Genomic DNA, 16,834 nt, shown 5'->3' with positions numbered 1-16,834 from the left:
CGTGGATGCAGCGCGGCGGTCAGTCCGGAAAGTCCAGCGGCACTTTCAAAGTGGTGATGGTGGCGGCCAGCCCGTCGTACTGGGCGGCGAGCATGCAGAACTCGATCAGCTGTGCTCTGGTGAGGTGTCTGGCGAGCACCGCCCAAGTCTCTGCCGAGACGCCCCGGGTGACGACGAACTCGTCGGTGGCGGTGATCAACGCACGCTGACGGTCGGTCAGCCCCTCGGCGTCGGGCCCCTCGAAGATCTTCTTCTGCAGGTCCGGGCCGATGCCGCGGGTGCGGGCCAGCCGGCGATGCTGCTGCAGTTCGTATTCGCAGTCGCGCAGATGCCCGACGCGCAGGATCACGGTCTCGGCGTCGCGCACCGGCAGCTTGCTCAACAGGCCCAGCAGCATCCCGCTGTAGGGCAGCCACGCCAGGAACAGAAGCCGGTGCTGGCCAAGCACATTGAACAGGCTGAACCGGGGCGCACGAATGGCGCGCGCGCCGAGCTTGGCGATTGCCCAGTTGAGGGGGCCGAGTTCTTTGATACCACCGGGCGCGATGCGTGCCGACTCGAGTTCGCTCACCACAGCGAGTTTAGGGCTGCTTGACCAGATAGGGCGAGACCGTGCTGCGGTGCTCGTCGATGTCGAGTGCGCGCCCGAGTGCGGGGAAGGCGCGTTGCGGGCAGTTGTCTCGCTCGCAGACCCGGCAGCCCGCGCCGATCGGCGTCGCAACCTCGCCGGAGAGGTCGAGTCCCTCCGAATAGACCAGCCGGTGCGCATGCCGCAGCTCGCAGCCCAGCCCGATCGCGAACGTCTTACTCGGCTGACCGTAGCGCTGCGCGCGGCGTTCGACCGTGCGCGCCACCCACATGTAGTTGCGGCCGTCGGGCATCTGTGCCACCTGCACCAGGATCTTGCCGGGGTAGGCGAACGTCTCGTAGACGTTCCACAGCGGACAGGTGCCACCGCTGGACGAGAAGTGAAAACCGGTGGCGGACTGACGTTTCGACATGTTGCCCGCACGGTCGACGCGGACGAATGACAGCGGCACCCCGCGCATCGAAGGCCGCTGCAGCGTCGAAAGCCGATGCGCGATGGTCTCATAGCTGACCGAGTAGAACGCCGAGAGCCGCTCGACGTCGTAGCGGAAGTTCTCGGCGACGTCGTGAAACTGCGCGTAGGGCAACACCATTGCGGCTGCGAAGTAGTTGGCCAAGCCCAGTCGCGCCAACCGCGTCGACTCCTCGCTGGTGAACTTCCCTTCCTCGACGAGCTTGTCGATGAGGTCGCCGAATTCGAGATACCCCAACTCGGTGGCCATCTTGAACACCGTCTGCCCCGACGACAGGTGGTTGTTGATCTCCAGCGTCTTCGTCGCCGGGTCGTATCGGTGCAGGACCGTCTCGCCGAGGTCGGTGCGGCGCGAGATGCGGACGCCGTGCACCATCGTCAGCCGGTCCGACAGCTGGCGGGCCAGCTCGGAGCGCTGCATCCGCATCCGGATGGTGAGGTCCTCGGCGGCGGTGTCGAGCTCGTGCAGGTAGTTCTGCCGCTCGTAGAAGTAGTCGCGCACTTCCTCATGCGGCATCGTGATCGACCCCGACCCCGAGCTGAAACCGCTGCCGACGGAGAACCGGTCCTCGGTGGCCGCCGCCAACTGCGTGGTCGCCAACTGATAGCGGCGGTGCAGGGCGACGATCGCGCGGGCCACGTTGGGGTGTGCGGCCACCAAATCTGCGATCTCGCCCAGGTCGACGTCGATGTCGAGGTCCCGGTCCAGCGTGACCTCGCGCAACTCCGCGACCAGCCGGGTGTCGTCCTGTGAGGCGAAGAACGTGGCGTCGACGCCGAACACCTCGGTGATGCGCAGCAGCACCGCCACGGTCAGCGGCCGCACGTCGTGCTCGATCTGGTTGAGGTAGCTCGGCGAGATGTCCAGCATCTGCGCCAGGGCGGCCTGACTGAATCCGCGCTCGCTGCGAAGTTGTCGAACGCGGGCGCCGACGAACGTTTTCGCCACGTCAACCAGCGTAGCAACGGTGCAAAGGTGGTCTTCGCATTGTTGGCAGATCGGGTGCTGTGGCAGGATCGGCCTTCGTGAGCACCAAGCTTGGCCCCGGGGTTGGGCAGGGCCTGGCGAAGGCCATGATGCCCGTCCCTGACCCGCACCCCGATGTGTTCGACATCGAATGGCCGCTGCGGGTCGCCGACGTGGATCGGCAGGGCCGGCTCAAGTTCGACGCCGCCACGCGTCACATCCAGGACATCGGTTCGGACCAGTTGCGTGAGATGGGCTTTCAGGAGACCCACCCGTTGTGGATCGTGCGCCGCACGATGATCGACATGATCCGCCCGATCGAGTTCCAAGACATGCTCCGGCTGCGCCGCTGGTGTTCGGGCACGTCGAACCGGTGGTGCGAGATGAGGGTCCGCATCGATGGGCGCAAAGGCGGGCTCATCGAATCCGAGGCGTTCTGGATCAACATCAACCGAGAGACGCAGGGGCCGGCGCGCATCTCCGATGACTTCCTCGAGGGCCTGCGGCGCACGACGGACGTCGACCGGCTGCGGTGGAAGGCGTACCTGTCGGCGGGCAGCCGCGAGGACGCCGACGAGATCAGCGACTACCCGATCCGGGTCAGCGACATCGACATCTTCGACCACATGAACAACTCGGTCTACTGGTCGGTCGTCGAGGACTACCTTCACCATCACCCCGAGCGCACGGGTTATCCGCTGCGGGTGACGATCGAGCACGATGCGGCCGTCGCGCTGGGCGACAAGATGGAGATCCTCAGCCACGTCCACCCACCCGGGTCGACGGATCAATTCGGTCCGGAGCTGGCCGACCGCACTGTTACAACGCTCACATACGCGGTCGGCGAAGAGGCCAAAGCGGTTGCCTGCATCTTCACTCTCTGACAAGCAATGGGTTAACAGTACGGGCGTACTGACCTGCGGAAATCCACTACTCGCCGGTAACTTCTGAACCGGTTAAGGCAACGACTGCCTTTGCAAACTTTGCAAGATTGCGGCAGCCGTTGGCGAAACTTGGCAGGGGAATTGGCTGGACCTGCGCTAACAGCGTGAGGCATCCTCATAACAGCGGAACGGCAAGACCGTTTAGGCGTTAACAAGCCGGGTACTCCGGCGGCGCCGCAGCGAAGTGAACAGATTCGAAGGAGCACCATGTCAAGCGTTGGCAAGCCGAAGAGCGCCGAGGAGATCCAGAAGGATTGGGACACCAACCCGCGCTGGAAGAACGTCACCCGCGAGTACTCCGCTGCGGACGTCGTCGCGCTGCAGGGCAGCGTCGTCGAGGAGGCCACGCTGGCCCGCCGCGGTGCCGAGGTGCTGTGGAACCAGCTGCACGACATGGAGTTCGTCAACGCGCTCGGCGCGCTGACCGGCAACATGGCCGTCCAGCAGGTGCGTGCCGGCCTGAAGGCCATCTACCTGTCGGGTTGGCAGGTCGCCGGAGACGCGAACCTGTCCGGGCACACCTATCCGGACCAGAGCCTCTACCCGGCGAACTCGGTGCCGCAGGTGGTGCGTCGCATCAACAACGCGCTGCTGCGCGCCGACGAGATCGCCAAGGTCGAGGGCGACACCTCGGTCGAGAACTGGCTGGTGCCGATCGTCGCCGACGGCGAGGCCGGCTTCGGTGGTGCGCTCAACGTCTACGAGCTGCAGAAGGCGATGATCGCCGCCGGTGTCGCGGGCTCGCACTGGGAGGACCAGCTTGCGTCGGAGAAGAAGTGCGGTCACCTCGGTGGCAAGGTGCTGATCCCGACCCAGCAGCACATCCGCACCCTGACCTCGGCTCGCCTGGCCGCCGACGTGGCCGACGTGCCGACCGTCGTCATCGCGCGGACCGACGCCGAGGCGGCGACCTTGATCACCTCCGATGTCGACGAGCGCGACCAGCCGTTCATCACCGGTGAGCGCACCAAGGAAGGCTTCTACCGCGTGAAGAACGGCATCGAGCCGTGCATCGCGCGCGCCAAGGCCTACGCGCCGTACGCCGACCTGATCTGGATGGAGACCGGCACCCCGGATCTGGAGCTTGCCAAGAAGTTCGCCGAGGGCGTCCAGGCCGAGTTCCCCGACCAGATGCTGGCCTACAACTGCTCGCCGTCGTTCAACTGGAAGAAGCACCTCGACGACGCGACGATCGCGAAGTTCCAGAAGGAGCTCGGCGCGATGGGCTTCAAGTTCCAGTTCATCACGCTGGCCGGCTTCCACGCCCTGAACTACTCGATGTTCGATCTGGCCTACGGCTACGCCCGCAACCAGATGACCGCGTACGTCGAGCTGCAGGAGCGCGAATTCGCCGCCGAGGAGCGGGGTTACACCGCCACCAAGCACCAGCGTGAGGTCGGTGCCGGCTACTTCGACCGGATCGCCACGACCGTCGACCCGAACTCGTCGACGACCGCGCTGGCGGGTTCGACCGAAGAGGGTCAGTTCCACTAAGCCCATGGTTCGTGCCATCAGGCCCCGTCCTTATATTGGGCGGGGCCTGATGCTGTGAGGAGAAGTTGTGAGCATTGAACGAGTGGGCGTCGTCGGCGCCGGTCAGATGGGCGGCGGCATCGCCGAGGTGTGCGCGAAGGCGGGCGCCGACGTCGTCGTCTATGAGCCTTCCGAGGAACTGGTGGAGGCCGGCCGCAAGCGCATCACCGGATCGCTGGAGCGGGCGGCCAGCAAGGGCAAGCTGTCTGAAAGCGACCGGGACGCGGCGCTGGCGCGGTTGAAGTTCAGCACCTTGCTTGCCGACATGGCGGACCGTCAGCTGGTGATCGAGGCCGTCGTCGAGGACGAGGCGGTCAAGGGCAAGATCTTCGCTCAACTCGACGAGATCGTCACCGATCCGGACGCGGTGCTGGCGTCGAACACGTCGAGCATCCCGATCATGAAAATCGCTGCGGCGACGAAGAATCCGAGCCGCGTGCTGGGGCTGCACTTCTTCAACCCGGTGCCGGTGCTGCCGCTGGTCGAACTGGTCAACACCCTGGTCACCTCGGATGGTGCGCTGCAGCGGACGGCCGCGTTCGCGAGCGAGACGCTGGGCAAAAAGGTCGTGCGGTGTTCTGACCGTTCGGGTTTCGTGGTCAACGCGCTGCTGGTGCCTTACCTGCTGTCGGCGATCCGGATGGTCGAGGCGGGTGTCGCGACGGTCGAGGATGTCGACACCGCGATCGTGGCCGGCCTGTCGCACCCGATGGGCCCGCTGCGGCTGTCGGACCTCATCGGGCTCGACACGATGAAGCTGATCGCCGACTCGATGTACGACGAGTACAAGGATCCGCACTACGCGCCGCCGCCGCTGCTGCTGCGGATGGTCGAGGCGGGCCAACTCGGTAAGAAATCCGGCCGCGGCTTCTACACGTACTGAGCGCCGAGCGCACGGCCCAGGTACGTCTTTTGCGCCTTTCCGTACCTGGAGCGTGCACTAGGCGAGGGTTAGCCACAGCCGGCCCGCTCCCGTGCCCGTTTGACCCGTGCAACGATGCGGTCTTGCTCGTAGCGGAATTGTCGTGAGCTCACCCGCACGATCGACCAGCGCTGGCTCGCCAGGAATTCGAGGCGTCCGATATCGAATGCCCGACGAGTATGGCCCGTCGCCCCGACCAGAGCCACGCTGCGTAGGCCCGATCACGTGGGGTCAGCGTCAGGCCCGTGGGCGCGTACACGTCGCGGTGCAACCTCATGTATCGACGGGCAAGCCCGCGCCGCGTCACCGCACCCGACGCCAGCGCTTCTGAGCCGAGGAAGACGTCGCAGCGCACCTGTCAATCGTCGTGCCTCGCAGAGCGCCTCGAGCGCACCAACTCTCTGTCGCCGAGCGCACTGCCCACGTACGTCTTCGGCGCTTTTCCGTACCTGGGGCGTGCACTCGGCGAGGGCTAAGAGTCGAGCAGCCGCTTACGCTCCGCCCTGATGTCGAAATCCGCAGCCGGATAAGACAAGTCGAGGCCTTCGAGGGCCCGAATCAGCAATTCGGTGACGGCGAGGCGGCTGTACCACCTGCGGTTGCACGGCACGACGTGCCATGGCGCGTAATCCGTCGACGTACGATCGAGCACCGCCTGGTAGGCCTCCTGGTACTGGGGCCACTTGCCGCGCTCGTCGACATCGCCGGGGTTGTACTTCCAGTATTTCGTCGGGTCGTCGAGGCGCTCGAGCAACTGCTTCTTCTGCTCGTCGAGCGAGATGAACATCGCGACCTTCACCAGAGTCGTTCCGCCGTCGACGAGTTCACGCTCGAACGCGTTGATCGCGTCGTAGCGCGCACCCCACACTTCGGGCGGCACAAGATCGTGCACGCGCACGATGAGCACGTCCTCGTAGTGCGACCGGTCGAACACGCCGATGTGGCCGGGTGGCGGCAGCGCACGCCGGATGCGCCACAGGAAGTCATGCTCGAGCTCTTCCGGTGTCGGCTTGCCGAACGCGGTGTAGCGCACACCCATCGGATTCACCGCGCCGACAACGTGTTTGACGATTCCGCCCTTGCCCGCGGCGTCCATGCCCTGTAGCACCAGCAACACCGAGCGGGAGTCGTCGGCGGCCTTCCAGTTCGCGTAGAGCATCTCCTGCAGCTCAGCCAACCGAGCGCTGCGATCGGACTGCATCGCGGCCCCATCGCTTTTCGACCCGCTGAACCCCGGCGTGGCCTCGGGGTCGATGTCGGCCACCTTGTCGCCTGCGCGAAACCTCAGCGCTTCGGCGATCTCGGAAGTGGAGGTCACTGATTGGCCCGCGGGGGCGGCAACACCGGCGACGGGTGTGGCTGCTGGCGGAAGCGCTCCAGCGATCCGCCGACTTCGACGATGCCGCACAACGCATTCCACGACAGCATGGTGAGGTAGTCGATCAGTTCGTCGGAACTCATCCGCGGGTTCGACATCCACGAGTGCGTGGCCAGCTGCACGCCGCCGACCGTGTGGTAGGCCCAGGGCTCGATGCCGCCGGTCTCCATGCCCGCCTCCACCATCCGGCGCCGCAGCATGACCGCCAGCATGCGCGCGATGATGTTCTCGGATGTCGCGACCGCGTGGTTCTTGCTCGCCGAGTTGTTCGCCATCACGAACTGGTAGGGCTCCGGTTCGGCGGCCACCGTCTCGACGTAGACGCGGATGATCTCGCGAGTCAGCGCGAAACCGTCCAGGTTCGACGACAGCGCGGCGGCCATGTTCGGGATCAGCGTGGTCTGCGCGAACCGCATCATCACCGCGGTCGTGAGGTCGTTCTTGTCGACGAAATAGCGGTACAGCACCGTTTTCGAGACGCCGATCTCGGCGGCGATCTCGTCCATGCTGACATTGCTGCCGCGGCGCCGGATAGCCTCCAGCGTGCCATCCACCAGCTCGTTGCGGCGTTCCACTTTGTGCTGGTGCCATCGTCGCTTGCGGCCGTCCGTCTTGACCGCGATCGCTTCGGTCTGCTGTGCCACTTTCCTCGTGATCCGTTCGTCGTCTCTCCGATAGTACGGCCGATCTTGACACCGCGGGTTGTCGGTCCGGAGCCTCACCCGCGTCGTAGCGGATGATGGAGGAGTGGCACACAGACCCAGCGCCGGCGGACGCGCCGTGGCGGCTCCGCCCGCGCCGCGGGCCAGCTTCGCCGAGTCGTTAGCCGGGGCCGACGCCGCCGCAGACGCCGAGCGGCGCCGCGGGCTGCGGCGGATGAAGGTCGTCGCGCTGAGCTTCCTCGTCGGGGCCACCGTCATCTTCCTGCTCTGCACATGGGCGCAGTCGATGGGCGCGCCCGGCTGGGTGGGCTACGTACGCGCCGCCGCCGAGGCCGGCATGGTCGGCGCGCTGGCGGACTGGTTCGCGGTGACCGCACTGTTCAAGCACCCGCTGGGCATCCCGATCCCGCACACGGCGATCATCAAGCGCAAGAAGGACCAGCTCGGCGAGGGCCTGGGCACCTTCGTCCGAGAGAACTTCCTGTCCCCGGAGGTCGTCTCGACGAAACTGCGCGACGCCGAGGTGGCGGGCCGGCTCGGGAAATGGCTCTCCGATCGCGCGCACGCCGAGCGGGTCGCGGCGGAGACCGCCACCGTGCTGCGGGTCCTCGTGGAGATGCTGCGCGACGAGGACGTGCAGCACGTGCTCGACCGGATGATCGTCAAGCGTCTCGCCGAACCGCAGTGGGGTCCGCCCGTCGGACGCGTGCTGGCCACGCTGCTCGAGGAACGTCGTCAGGAAGCCCTGCTGCAGTTGCTCGCCGACCGCGCTTTCCAGTGGTCGCTGAATGCCGGGCCCGTCATCGAGCGGGTGATCGAACGCGATTCGCCGACCTGGTCGCCGCGTTGGGTCGACCACCTCGTCGGCGACCGCATCCACCGCGAGCTGATGGACTTCACCGACAAGGTGCGCCGCAATCCCGACCACGAACTGCGCCGCTCGGCCACCCGGTTCCTGTTCGAGTTCGCCGACGATCTGCAGCACGACGACGCCACGATCCAGCGCGCCGAGAACGTCAAGGAACAGATCATGGGCCGCGACGAGGTCGCCAGGGCCGCCGAGACCGCGTGGACGGCGGCCAAGCGCATCATCCTCGAGTCGGTCGACGACCCGTCGTCGGCGCTGCGCACCCGCATCGCGGACTCCGTCATCCACATCGGGGAGTCGCTGCGCGACGACGCCGATCTGCGCGACAAGGTCGACAACTGGATCATCCGTGCGGCCCAGCACCTGGTCGCCGAGTACGGCGTCGAGATCACCGCGATCATCACCGAGACCATCGAGCGGTGGGACGCCGAGGAGGCCAGCAGGCGCATAGAACTCCACGTCGGCCGTGACTTGCAATTCATCCGGATCAACGGCACCGTGGTGGGCTCATTGGCGGGGCTTGTCATCTATTCGATAGCCCAACTACTATTCTGACCTGCGCTAACTAGTGCTTGCAAAAGTTAGCACCCCGTCGTACGGTAATGGTGTCGCTTTTTGGATACCCGTTGCACGAGGGGGCCACGTATGTCGCAGGATGACAAACTTGCCGTCGTCGTGTCCAACGCTGCGCAGACCGCTGCACAGGACATCGGCACGTTCATCCGCACGCAACGTGAGGCCGCTCAGGTATCCGTACGACAGTTGGCCGAGAAGGCCGGCGTCAGCAATCCCTACCTCAGCCAGATCGAGCGGGGATTGCGCAAACCCTCCGCGGATGTGCTCAATCAGATCGCCAAGGCGCTGCGAGTGTCCGCGGAGGTGCTGTATGTGAGGGCCGGGATTCTCGAGCCCAGCGAGACGAGCGAGGTCCGCGACGCCATCGTCAACGACACCGCGATCACCGAGCGGCAGAAGCAGGTGCTGCTCGACATCTACACATCGTTTCGTCAGCAGAACGAGTCCGAAGTTGCCGCCATCGGCAACGAAACAGAAGAGGAGTCGGCGACTGACTAGAGACTTCTTCGACTGACCACACGACAGACACGATCGACATACCTCGAAAGGAAAAGAGCACCATGGCAAAGAACACCCCGGCCAAGAACCAGCCGACCGTTGAGGACCTGAAGGCCCCGCTGCTTGCGGCGGTCGGCGCGGCCGATCTGGCACTCGAGCGGGTCAACGAGATCGTCGCGACGCTCCGTGAGCGCGCCGACGACGCCCGCTCCGACTCCCGCACCCGCGTGGAGGAGACCCGTGCGCGGATCGACCGGTTGCAGGAGGACCTGCCGACGCAGTTCGGTGAGCTGCGCGAGCGGTTGAGCGCCGAGGAACTGCGCAAGTTCGCCGAGAGCTACGCCGACGCCGCGCAGAGCACGTACAACCGGCTCATCGAGCGTGGCGAGGCCGCCATCGAGCGGCTGCGCAGCCAGCCCGGTTTCAGCGAGGCCGCCGGCCGCGTCGAGGGCTACACCGACCAGGCCGTCGAGCTGACGCAGGAGGCGCTGGGCAACGTGGCCGCGCAGACCCGCGCCGTGGGTGAGCGCGCCGCCAAGCTGGTCGGCGTCGAGCTGCCGAAGAAGGCGGAAAAGGGCGCCGCGCCGGCGAAGAGCGCCGCCAAGAAGGCCCCGGCCAAGAAGGCTCCGGCGAAGAAGGCCCCGGCCAAGAAGGCGCCGGCCAAGAAGGCTGCGGCCAAGAAGGTCACCCAGAAGTAGCACTCGGCAGCGGGTCTGAGGGCCCAAAGTCGACCGAGGGGACGTAACCCGCTTAGTCTTGAGAGCGTGCAGCTCCAAGGCTTGGTGGGTTACGTCCTCTTCATTCTGCAGATCGCCGTGCTCGTGACGACCGTGTACGCGTTCGTCCACGCGGCGCTCCAGCGGCCGGACGCCTACACGGCCGCCGACAAACTGACCAAGCCGGTCTGGCTGGTGATCCTCGGGGTCGCCGGGTTGCTGGCCTTGGTGCTCGGCTCCGTACTGGGCCCCGCCATCGCGGCCGTCGCGGCCGGTGTGTATCTGGTCGACGTGCGGCCCAAACTCCTGGAGATCCAAGGAAAGTCGCGGTAGTGCGCGGCGTCGTCGCGGTCACCTTACGGGCGGCCGCGGTGAGTGCCGGCGTCCTCGCACCCCTACTCACCGCTGCGGTCGTGTCGGCCAACCCCGTTCCCCCCGCGCCCCCGTATGTCGACCATGTCGAATGGGCCAAGTGGGGTGACCTGTCCAGTCTGAGGGTGTATCCGACCCCGGCCGCCCGCCAGGCGTCCGGACTGGCCACGCCGGAGCAGGGCGAAGCGGCGTGGGCCCAGGTGCTGGCCCTTTCCCCCGACGCGGACATCCCCGGGATGAAGCCGCAGTTCATCTGCCACTGGGAATTCGCCGAGCGCTACAGTCCCGGCAAGACCAGTTGGAACCTTGAGCCATGGCGACCCGAGGTCCCCTATGAGGACATGGTGCGGGCCGGCTGCAACCCCGGCGGCACCGAAGAACCGTTCTAGTGGCCGGGAGCTACCGCCGGGACGAGGTCGCCGCGCTCGTCGACCACACGCTGCTCAAACCCGAGGCGACCGAGGCCGACATCCTCGCGCTCGCCGAGGAGGCCGCGGCCCTCGGGACGTACGCGATCTGTGTGTCTCCGTCGATGACTTCGGTCGCCAGCAGGGCTGCATCGTCGGCGCAGGTGGTCTGCGCCGTCGTGGGGTTTCCATCCGGTAAGCATCGATCGGTGATCAAGGCCGACGAGGCGCGGCTCGCCGTCGACGACGGAGCCGGCGAGATCGACATGGTGATCGACGTGGGCGCCGCGTTGCACGGCGACTTCGAGGCGGTGCGCGCCGACGTCGGCGCGGTGCGGTCGGCGATCGGTGACCGCGCGCGGCTGAAGGTGATCGTCGAATCCGCCGCGCTGCTGCTGCTCGGGGATGCGCAGACGTTGCTGACGACGTGCCGGGCCGCGGCGGACGCGGGAGCCGATTTCGTCAAGACCTCCACCGGCTTCCACCCCGCCGGCGGCGCATCGGTGCGGGCCGTCGAACTGATGGCCGGTGTGGGGCCGCAGGTGAAGGCCAGCGGCGGGATCCGGACGGCAGCCGACGCGATCGCGATGCTCGACGCCGGCGCCAGCCGGTTGGGCATCTCCGGCACCAGGGCGGTCCTGGACGGGCTGCCCGGAACTGACCGCGAGAGCTAATTTACGACCGATTGGCTAATTTGCTGTAGTCTGACGGTCGTCTTCGCGCGGGTGTGTTGTCAGTACGCTTGCGCACGTGAACCCCCGGATAGGATCCGATCATGATCGCTCATAACGGTTTGCTTCGTCGAGTTCCGGCCGTGTCGTGTTTGGCCGCGGTCCTCGTGACGGGTGCGTTCACCGCCGGCTGCGCCCAGGAAGAGGAACAGGCGCCGGAGACGACGACCACCACGACGACCACCACGCCAACGACCCCGACGCCGACCACGGCGCCGCCCCCCGCGACGCCGACGGAGAAAGCTCCGCGCATCGATCCGGATCAGCCGAACCCCTTCTCGCCCACGGTCCATGCGCCCCCGGCTCCCGGCCCGACGCCCGGTCGCCATCGCGGTCCACACGGCCAGTAAGCGGCGCGCTTCAGCGCTTCTTGCAGCCGCGCTGCTGATCGCCGCTTCAGCGGCGTGTTCGGCGCACACGCCGGCGCTGATCGCCGGTCCATATGCGGCGCTGCTGGCCAGCTCGACCGACCTGGGTCCCTCGCGCAGCGCTGACGCGCAGCTCACCGTCACGCTGGACGGGACAGACCGTCCCCATGCCCTGATCGACTGGAGCGAGGCGCGGAACCTGTCGGTGCGATGGCGGCCGGGCGACGAATGGGCGATCGTCGAGGGCGCCGCCGCGGATCTCGGGCGGGCGTTCGGAGTGCCGGTGCACGATTACCGCGCCCCGGCGGGAAAGGTGTTCTACGCATCGCCGGCGCAACCCGCGGTGCCGTCGGTGTTGCACGGCGTCGTGACGGCGGTCGGTCGGATCATGAGCTACACCCCGCACCACACCAAGGCCCCCGGCTTCCTTCCATTGGATGTGCCCGCAGGTGGATTGACGCCGGCGGGGCTGCTGTCGGCGTACAACGCGACGCCCCTTGTCGACGCCGGGTTCACCGGTGAAGGCGCGACGATCGTGATCTTCACGTTCGACAGCGCCGCGCAGGACGATCTCGACCGGTTCGCCGACACCTTCGGTCTGCCCCGGTTCACCCCCGAGATCGTCGGAGGGAAGCCCTCCGAGATGCGCGGGGAGACCGCGATGGATTTGCAAGTGGCGCATGCCATTGCGCCCGACGCGCGGTTGGTCGTGGTCAACGCCCTGCCGACGGTGGCGGGCGACGGCGCGTACGAGAAGCTCGGCGAATTGTTCGAGTCGGTGGACCGGGACTATCCCGGCGCGGTGTGGAGCCTGTCGATCGGATGGGGATGCGAGGCGTTCGTCAGCGCAGCCGATCTCGCGCCGGTGGCGGCGGCATTGGCTGCTGCGCAGCGGCGCGGCACCTCGGCGTTCGACGCCAGCGGCGACACGGCGGGGCTGGAATGTAAAGGCGGCGAACGGTGGTCGGCCCCGCCAGGACCGGACGACGTCGGCGTCGACGCGGTCGCCTCCTTGCCGACGATGACGTCGGTCGGTGGCACCACGCTGTCGACGGGCACCGGCGGACAGTGGCTGGGCGAAGATGCGTGGGTGGATTCTCCGCTGTCGCAAGGCAGTAGCGGCGGGGTGTCGAAGTTGTTCGACCGCCCGCAGTGGCAGAACCGGTTGTCGGTGGAGCGCGATACCGAGCGGCGGCGCCTGATGCCCGACGTTTCTGCGGTTGCCGATCCGTTCACCGGCGTGCGGTTCGTCTTCGGTCAGCGCGAGGTGATCGGCGGCGGCACGTCGCAAGCGGCCCCGATCTGGGCGGCGCTGACCGTGCTGATGAATCAGTACGTGGTCGCCAACGGTGGACAGCCGCTGGGCAATCTCAATCCGTTGCTCTACCGGGTGGCCGAGGGCTCGAGTCGGCCCGGCTTCCGCGACGTGCGTCGAGGCGGCAACGCCGTCGACCTGTCCCTGCCGGGCTATGACCTGGTGACCGGTCTGGGTACACCGGACACCTTCAACCTCGCCCGCAACCTTCTGGACCTGCAGAGGACGTCACGGTGACGAAGGCCTCGGCTCGCAGCCGCCGAGGGTGGCGAGATCCGTTGACCGGCACGCTGTTTCCGCACCTGGCTCCGCCCTCGCGGGTGCCGTTGGGAGTGGCGCTGGCGGTGCTGGCGGCGATGCTGGTCGGGTTCGCACTGTTGCGATGGCAGGCGCCGATGATCGCCGTCGCGGCAGTCGGCGGGGCGCTGGTTTTCGCGGTCTACATCCATGAGGCGGGTGTGCACGACGATGTGCCGGTTCGACTGCTGGCGTCAACCGCACTGCTGGCGGCGGTGCTCGGCATCGGCTGGGCATTGGCGACGGGAACGGTGGTCGCCGAATCTCAGGATGTCGCGCTCGCTGCGAGTGGACCGAATTTGGCCAAGGCATTCGTAGGCGTCGGAATACCGCTGGGCAGCGCGGTTCTCATGTTGATCCCGGCGTTGGTCGTGCGGTTCCGGTGTCCGGCGAGGCCACTGGACGGCTACGCCGTCGGCGCGTTGAGCGCTGTCGTGTTCACGTCCGCGGCGACGCTGGTCCGTCTGCTTCCGCAGTTCGCGACCGGCGTGAGGGCCGATGACCGGTCGGCTGGTTCGCTTCTGGTGCAAGCAGGGATCCAAGGCGTCGCACTGCCGGTGACGGCCGCCGCGCTCGGCGGTCTGGTCGGGATCGCGCTGTGGACGGGTCGGGCGCGCGCGGTGATCGCGAGTGTGACTGTGGCGCTTGCTCTTTACGCGATCATTGGGGTGGTGGAATTCGCGCCGGTGCCGAACGGCCTGCACTTGGCCGTGCACGCCGCGATCGCCGTGCTGGCATTGTCTGCGCTTCGCATCGGACAACAGGCCGCTGTGGAGCCGGATCGACCGCCCTGCGACGGCCGGGCGGGCCCGCCGCGGGTGCTGGGCTCACTGGCTGCCGGTGTCGCTGTGGCGATCGTCGCGGGTGTCGTCGCGGCGGTACTGACCACTCCGGCGGTGGCCAAGGTCGTCTGCCCCCCGGACTGTGGGCGGCCACCGATCGGCGAGCCCGTGCAATCGAACCCGCGGTTCTTCGCCGACGGCGAAGCGTTCTCCGTCCAGTATCCCGGCCCCGGTAGCGCATACGAGGTGACGTTCGATTCCGACGGTGTCGTCCTGGAGTTCACCGGCGGCGACACCGGCACACTGGAGTTGTTCGGGCTGCCTGCCGGCAACCGGTCGCCAAAACAAATCGCCGAGGATCTGATTGACAAGTATTACCCGGACGCCACAACGGATTACGAGATCCCGAACGCGATGGTCGGCTACCGGCTGGGCTACGGCGTCGTCGCCGACGACTATTCGCAGGACGCGAACAGTAGCTTCAGCCGGCTTCGGCTGATCGTGATGGTCGCGGTGAAGGACGACTACGCACTGGTGGCGTCCGCGATCGGCCCGTACCGCGAGTTCAGCCCCGACTTCGGCCCCGGCCATCCCTCCGGTGCGAATCTACAGCTGGCGATGGATATGGGCAGATACGTCAACAGTTTCCGGTGGGGCGGAGTCACCGACTGACGGTCACAGCGCCGCGAAACAGGGGTCCTGTTCGTCCTTGGGGATGTCAGCATCCTGCGTCGAGAAGCGGCTCACCACACCGTCTTCGGTGACATCGACCGAGTCGGCCTTGACTCCCAGCGGGTAATTCTGCGTGAGCTCGGAGGTGAAGGCGTCCAGCGCCGGCTGGACGGTTTCACGCGGCAGCGTGAAGCCGAGCCCGGTCAGCTCGAGAACCTGCAACGAGATCCCGCCGTCGGCCACCGTGGGCTTGGTGACGATGTTGCCCAGCGCGCCCTCCAGCTCGATGGTGCCTTCGGACGGGTTGGTCGTGACGCCGGTGACGAAGGAGCCGATCAGGGGGATCGAGTCGGTGATGGTCTGGTGGATGCCCTCCGAAGACCACGTGATGTCTGCGACCAGCGAGCCGACCGATCCACTCGAGGTGGCCGTGTCCTCGAGGCGGACGTCCTGGATCGCCAGCTCGACCTTCATGCCTTTGGCGTCGCGGACCTGGTTGCCGGCGGTCTCGATGTGGATGTTCGTGTAGTGGCCCGACATGTGCTGGACCAGAAAGGGCGGCATGACGCCGAACGACGCGGTGGCATCGTCCTCGACGACGCACGACGTGACGTCGGCGACGACGTTGTCGGCGCGATTGCGGGCGTAGAGCTCACCGGCCAGCAGGCCGGCCAGCGTCAGCCCGATCACGATGACGACGACCAGCACGATCGACAGCGGATCGCGCAACAGGTCCTTGACCTTCGACCCGGACGACGGCCGTTCCTGCGGTTCTGGCTGCCCTTGAGGACCTTGTGGTGGCCCGGGCGGACCTTGTGGCGGCCCCGGCGGTGGCGGCGGCGGTGGCCCGGGCGGACCTTGTGGCGGCCCCGTCGGTGGCGGCGGTGGTTGGTTCGGGCGAGCCCAGGGGTCGGTCACGACCGCGATTCTGCCCTATCGATGCGGGGGAAGTCTGCGCGGTTGCGCATCACCGCGATCGTCTCGCGGACCTTGCGTCCGGCGTCCAGGTCGATGTCGGCCACCAGTAACTGCGGGTCGGCGCCCGCCGCCGACATCACCTCACCGGTCGGGGACGCGATCAGGCTGCCCCCGACGCCGGTGGGGCCCCGAGCCGCGATGTCGGCGTCCGGGTACCCCTGGTCGACCGCCGCGACGTAGCCGGTCGTGTCGATGGCGCGGGCCCGGGCCAGCAGCGTCCATTGCTCGAGCTTTCCCGGCCCGCTGCCCCAGGACGCGTGGACGGTGATCAGTTGCGCACCGCGTCGGGCCAGCTCGACGTACAACTCGGGGAAGCGGACGTCGTAGCACAGCGTCAGGCCGACGCGCACGCCGTCGACGTCGATCACGACCGGTTCGCGCCCCGGCGCGACGGTCTTGGACTCTTGGAAGCCGAACGCGTCGTACAGGTGGATCTTCTCGTAGTGCGCATCGATGGGTCCGTCGGAGCCGGGCCCGGTCGCGATCAACGTGTTGAAGACCCGCCCGTCGCCGGACGGCACGAACATGCCCGCCACGACGACGGTTCCGGCCCGCTCGGCGATCGTTCGCACCTGCGACGCCCACCGTCCGTCCAGCGGCTCGGCGATGGGAGCGAGTGGCACCCCGAACCGGCACATCGTCGCCTCCGGGAACAGCACCATCCGGGCGCCGGCGTCCGCGGCGCGCCGGGTGTACTCCTCGACGAGCGCGAGGTTGTCCGAAGGCTCGGTGCCGCTGAGGATCTGCGCGAGGGCAATCCGCATGTGCCCAGCCTACGGTTTCGGTCG

General features: G+C 67.1%; 16 protein-coding genes and 1 pseudogene. 11 read left to right on the top strand and 6 right to left on the bottom strand.

The annotated features are described in order from the left end of the window. Positions 1-19 precede the first annotated feature (19 nt). Positions 20-571: a carboxymuconolactone decarboxylase family protein gene (locus tag AU188_RS18775; RefSeq protein ID WP_059165021.1), complete on the bottom strand. Its 552-nt coding sequence runs from the start codon at positions 569-571 to the stop codon at positions 20-22. Positions 572-581: 10 nt separating this feature from the next. Then, the gene (gene ramB, locus AU188_RS18770; RefSeq protein WP_059164888.1) at positions 582-2,009 is read right to left on the bottom strand and encodes an acetate metabolism transcriptional regulator RamB; all 1,428 of its coding nucleotides are present in this window, start codon (positions 2,007-2,009) and stop codon (positions 582-584) included. 125 nt (positions 2,010-2,134) lie between these two features. Between ramB and AU188_RS18765 the strand changes: the two genes are divergently transcribed. The 3 genes from AU188_RS18765 to AU188_RS18755 all read left to right on the top strand — a co-directional run bounded on the left by AU188_RS18765 (position 2,135) and on the right by AU188_RS18755 (position 5,387). Beyond that, complete coding sequence (locus AU188_RS18765) at positions 2,135-2,911, top strand: acyl-[acyl-carrier-protein] thioesterase (RefSeq protein WP_059165022.1); 777 nt, start codon at positions 2,135-2,137, stop codon at positions 2,909-2,911. Positions 2,912-3,178: 267 nt separating this feature from the next. After that, on the top strand, positions 3,179-4,465 hold the full coding sequence (gene aceA, locus AU188_RS18760) for an isocitrate lyase (RefSeq protein WP_059164889.1): 1,287 nt from the start codon (positions 3,179-3,181) through the stop codon (positions 4,463-4,465). Between the two features lie 67 nt (positions 4,466-4,532). Further along, on the top strand, positions 4,533-5,387 hold the full coding sequence (locus AU188_RS18755; RefSeq protein WP_059164890.1) for a 3-hydroxybutyryl-CoA dehydrogenase: 855 nt from the start codon (positions 4,533-4,535) through the stop codon (positions 5,385-5,387). Positions 5,388-5,898: 511 nt separating this feature from the next. Here the strand turns inward: AU188_RS18755 and AU188_RS18750 are convergent. Both AU188_RS18750 and AU188_RS18745 read right to left on the bottom strand, forming a co-directional pair. Further along, entirely contained in the window at positions 5,899-6,744 is an 846-nt protein-coding gene (locus tag AU188_RS18750; protein WP_059164891.1) for a polyphosphate kinase 2 family protein, read from the bottom strand. Continuing rightward, positions 6,741-7,448, bottom strand: a complete 708-nt coding sequence (locus tag AU188_RS18745) for a TetR/AcrR family transcriptional regulator (protein WP_059164892.1) — start codon at positions 7,446-7,448, stop codon at positions 6,741-6,743. Before AU188_RS18745 ends, AU188_RS18750 begins: the two co-directional genes overlap by 4 nt. A gap of 103 nt (positions 7,449-7,551) precedes the next feature. Here AU188_RS18745 and AU188_RS18740 point away from each other — a divergent pair, with 103 nt between their 5' ends. From AU188_RS18740 to AU188_RS18700, 8 genes and pseudogenes are all read left to right on the top strand, one after another. Then, positions 7,552-8,889: a DUF445 domain-containing protein gene (locus tag AU188_RS18740; protein WP_082686674.1), complete on the top strand. Its 1,338-nt coding sequence runs from the start codon at positions 7,552-7,554 to the stop codon at positions 8,887-8,889. 90 nt (positions 8,890-8,979) lie between these two features. After that, positions 8,980-9,408: a helix-turn-helix domain-containing protein gene (locus tag AU188_RS18735; protein WP_059164893.1), complete on the top strand. Its 429-nt coding sequence runs from the start codon at positions 8,980-8,982 to the stop codon at positions 9,406-9,408. Between the two features lie 584 nt (positions 9,409-9,992). Next, positions 9,993-10,079: pseudogene (locus AU188_RS25995) on the top strand (heparin-binding hemagglutinin); the annotation flags it as partial. Positions 10,080-10,172: 93 nt separating this feature from the next. Further along, positions 10,173-10,457, top strand: coding sequence for a DUF2516 family protein (locus tag AU188_RS18725; RefSeq protein ID WP_059164894.1), 285 nt, complete (start codon positions 10,173-10,175; stop codon positions 10,455-10,457). Next, positions 10,457-10,885, top strand: a complete 429-nt coding sequence (locus AU188_RS18720) for a DUF2599 domain-containing protein (protein WP_082686675.1) — start codon at positions 10,457-10,459, stop codon at positions 10,883-10,885. The genes AU188_RS18725 and AU188_RS18720 overlap by 1 nt, the downstream gene beginning before the upstream one ends. Further along, entirely contained in the window at positions 10,885-11,577 is a 693-nt protein-coding gene (gene deoC, locus AU188_RS18715) for a deoxyribose-phosphate aldolase (RefSeq protein ID WP_059164895.1), read from the top strand. The genes AU188_RS18720 and deoC overlap by 1 nt, the downstream gene beginning before the upstream one ends. Positions 11,578-11,925: 348 nt before the next feature. Further along, positions 11,926-13,554, top strand: coding sequence for a S53 family peptidase (locus AU188_RS18705; protein ID WP_059164897.1), 1,629 nt, complete (start codon positions 11,926-11,928; stop codon positions 13,552-13,554). Continuing rightward, entirely contained in the window at positions 13,551-15,068 is a 1,518-nt protein-coding gene (locus tag AU188_RS18700) for a zinc ribbon domain-containing protein (RefSeq protein ID WP_286137534.1), read from the top strand. Before AU188_RS18705 ends, AU188_RS18700 begins: the two co-directional genes overlap by 4 nt. A gap of 3 nt (positions 15,069-15,071) precedes the next feature. On the opposite strand, the gene AU188_RS18695 is transcribed toward AU188_RS18700, so the two are convergent. Then, the gene (locus AU188_RS18695; protein WP_059164899.1) at positions 15,072-15,986 is read right to left on the bottom strand and encodes an LmeA family phospholipid-binding protein; all 915 of its coding nucleotides are present in this window, start codon (positions 15,984-15,986) and stop codon (positions 15,072-15,074) included. Then, positions 15,983-16,810, bottom strand: a complete 828-nt coding sequence (locus tag AU188_RS18690) for a carbon-nitrogen hydrolase family protein (protein ID WP_059164900.1) — start codon at positions 16,808-16,810, stop codon at positions 15,983-15,985. The genes AU188_RS18695 and AU188_RS18690 overlap by 4 nt, the downstream gene beginning before the upstream one ends. Positions 16,811-16,834 lie beyond the last annotated feature (24 nt).

It is taken from the genome of Mycobacterium sp. IS-3022 (assembly GCF_001500065.1).
Taxonomy (GTDB): domain Bacteria; phylum Actinomycetota; class Actinomycetes; order Mycobacteriales; family Mycobacteriaceae; genus Mycobacterium.
This window is presented reverse-complemented; position numbering and strand designations above follow the sequence as displayed.

Excerpts from the sequence above, each read along its gene's own strand:
- aceA (WP_059164889.1), top strand. The coding sequence starts at position 3,179 with ATGTCAAGCGTTGGCAAGCCGAAGAGCGCCGAGGAGATCCAGAAGGAT.
- AU188_RS18690 (WP_059164900.1), bottom strand. The coding sequence starts at position 16,810 with ATGCGGATTGCCCTCGCGCAGATCCTCAGCGGCACCGAGCCTTCGGAC.
- AU188_RS18735 (WP_059164893.1), top strand. The coding sequence starts at position 8,980 with ATGTCGCAGGATGACAAACTTGCCGTCGTCGTGTCCAACGCTGCGCAG.
- AU188_RS18765 (WP_059165022.1), top strand. The coding sequence starts at position 2,135 with ATGATGCCCGTCCCTGACCCGCACCCCGATGTGTTCGACATCGAATGG.
- AU188_RS18705 (WP_059164897.1), top strand. The coding sequence starts at position 11,926 with ATGCGCCCCCGGCTCCCGGCCCGACGCCCGGTCGCCATCGCGGTCCAC.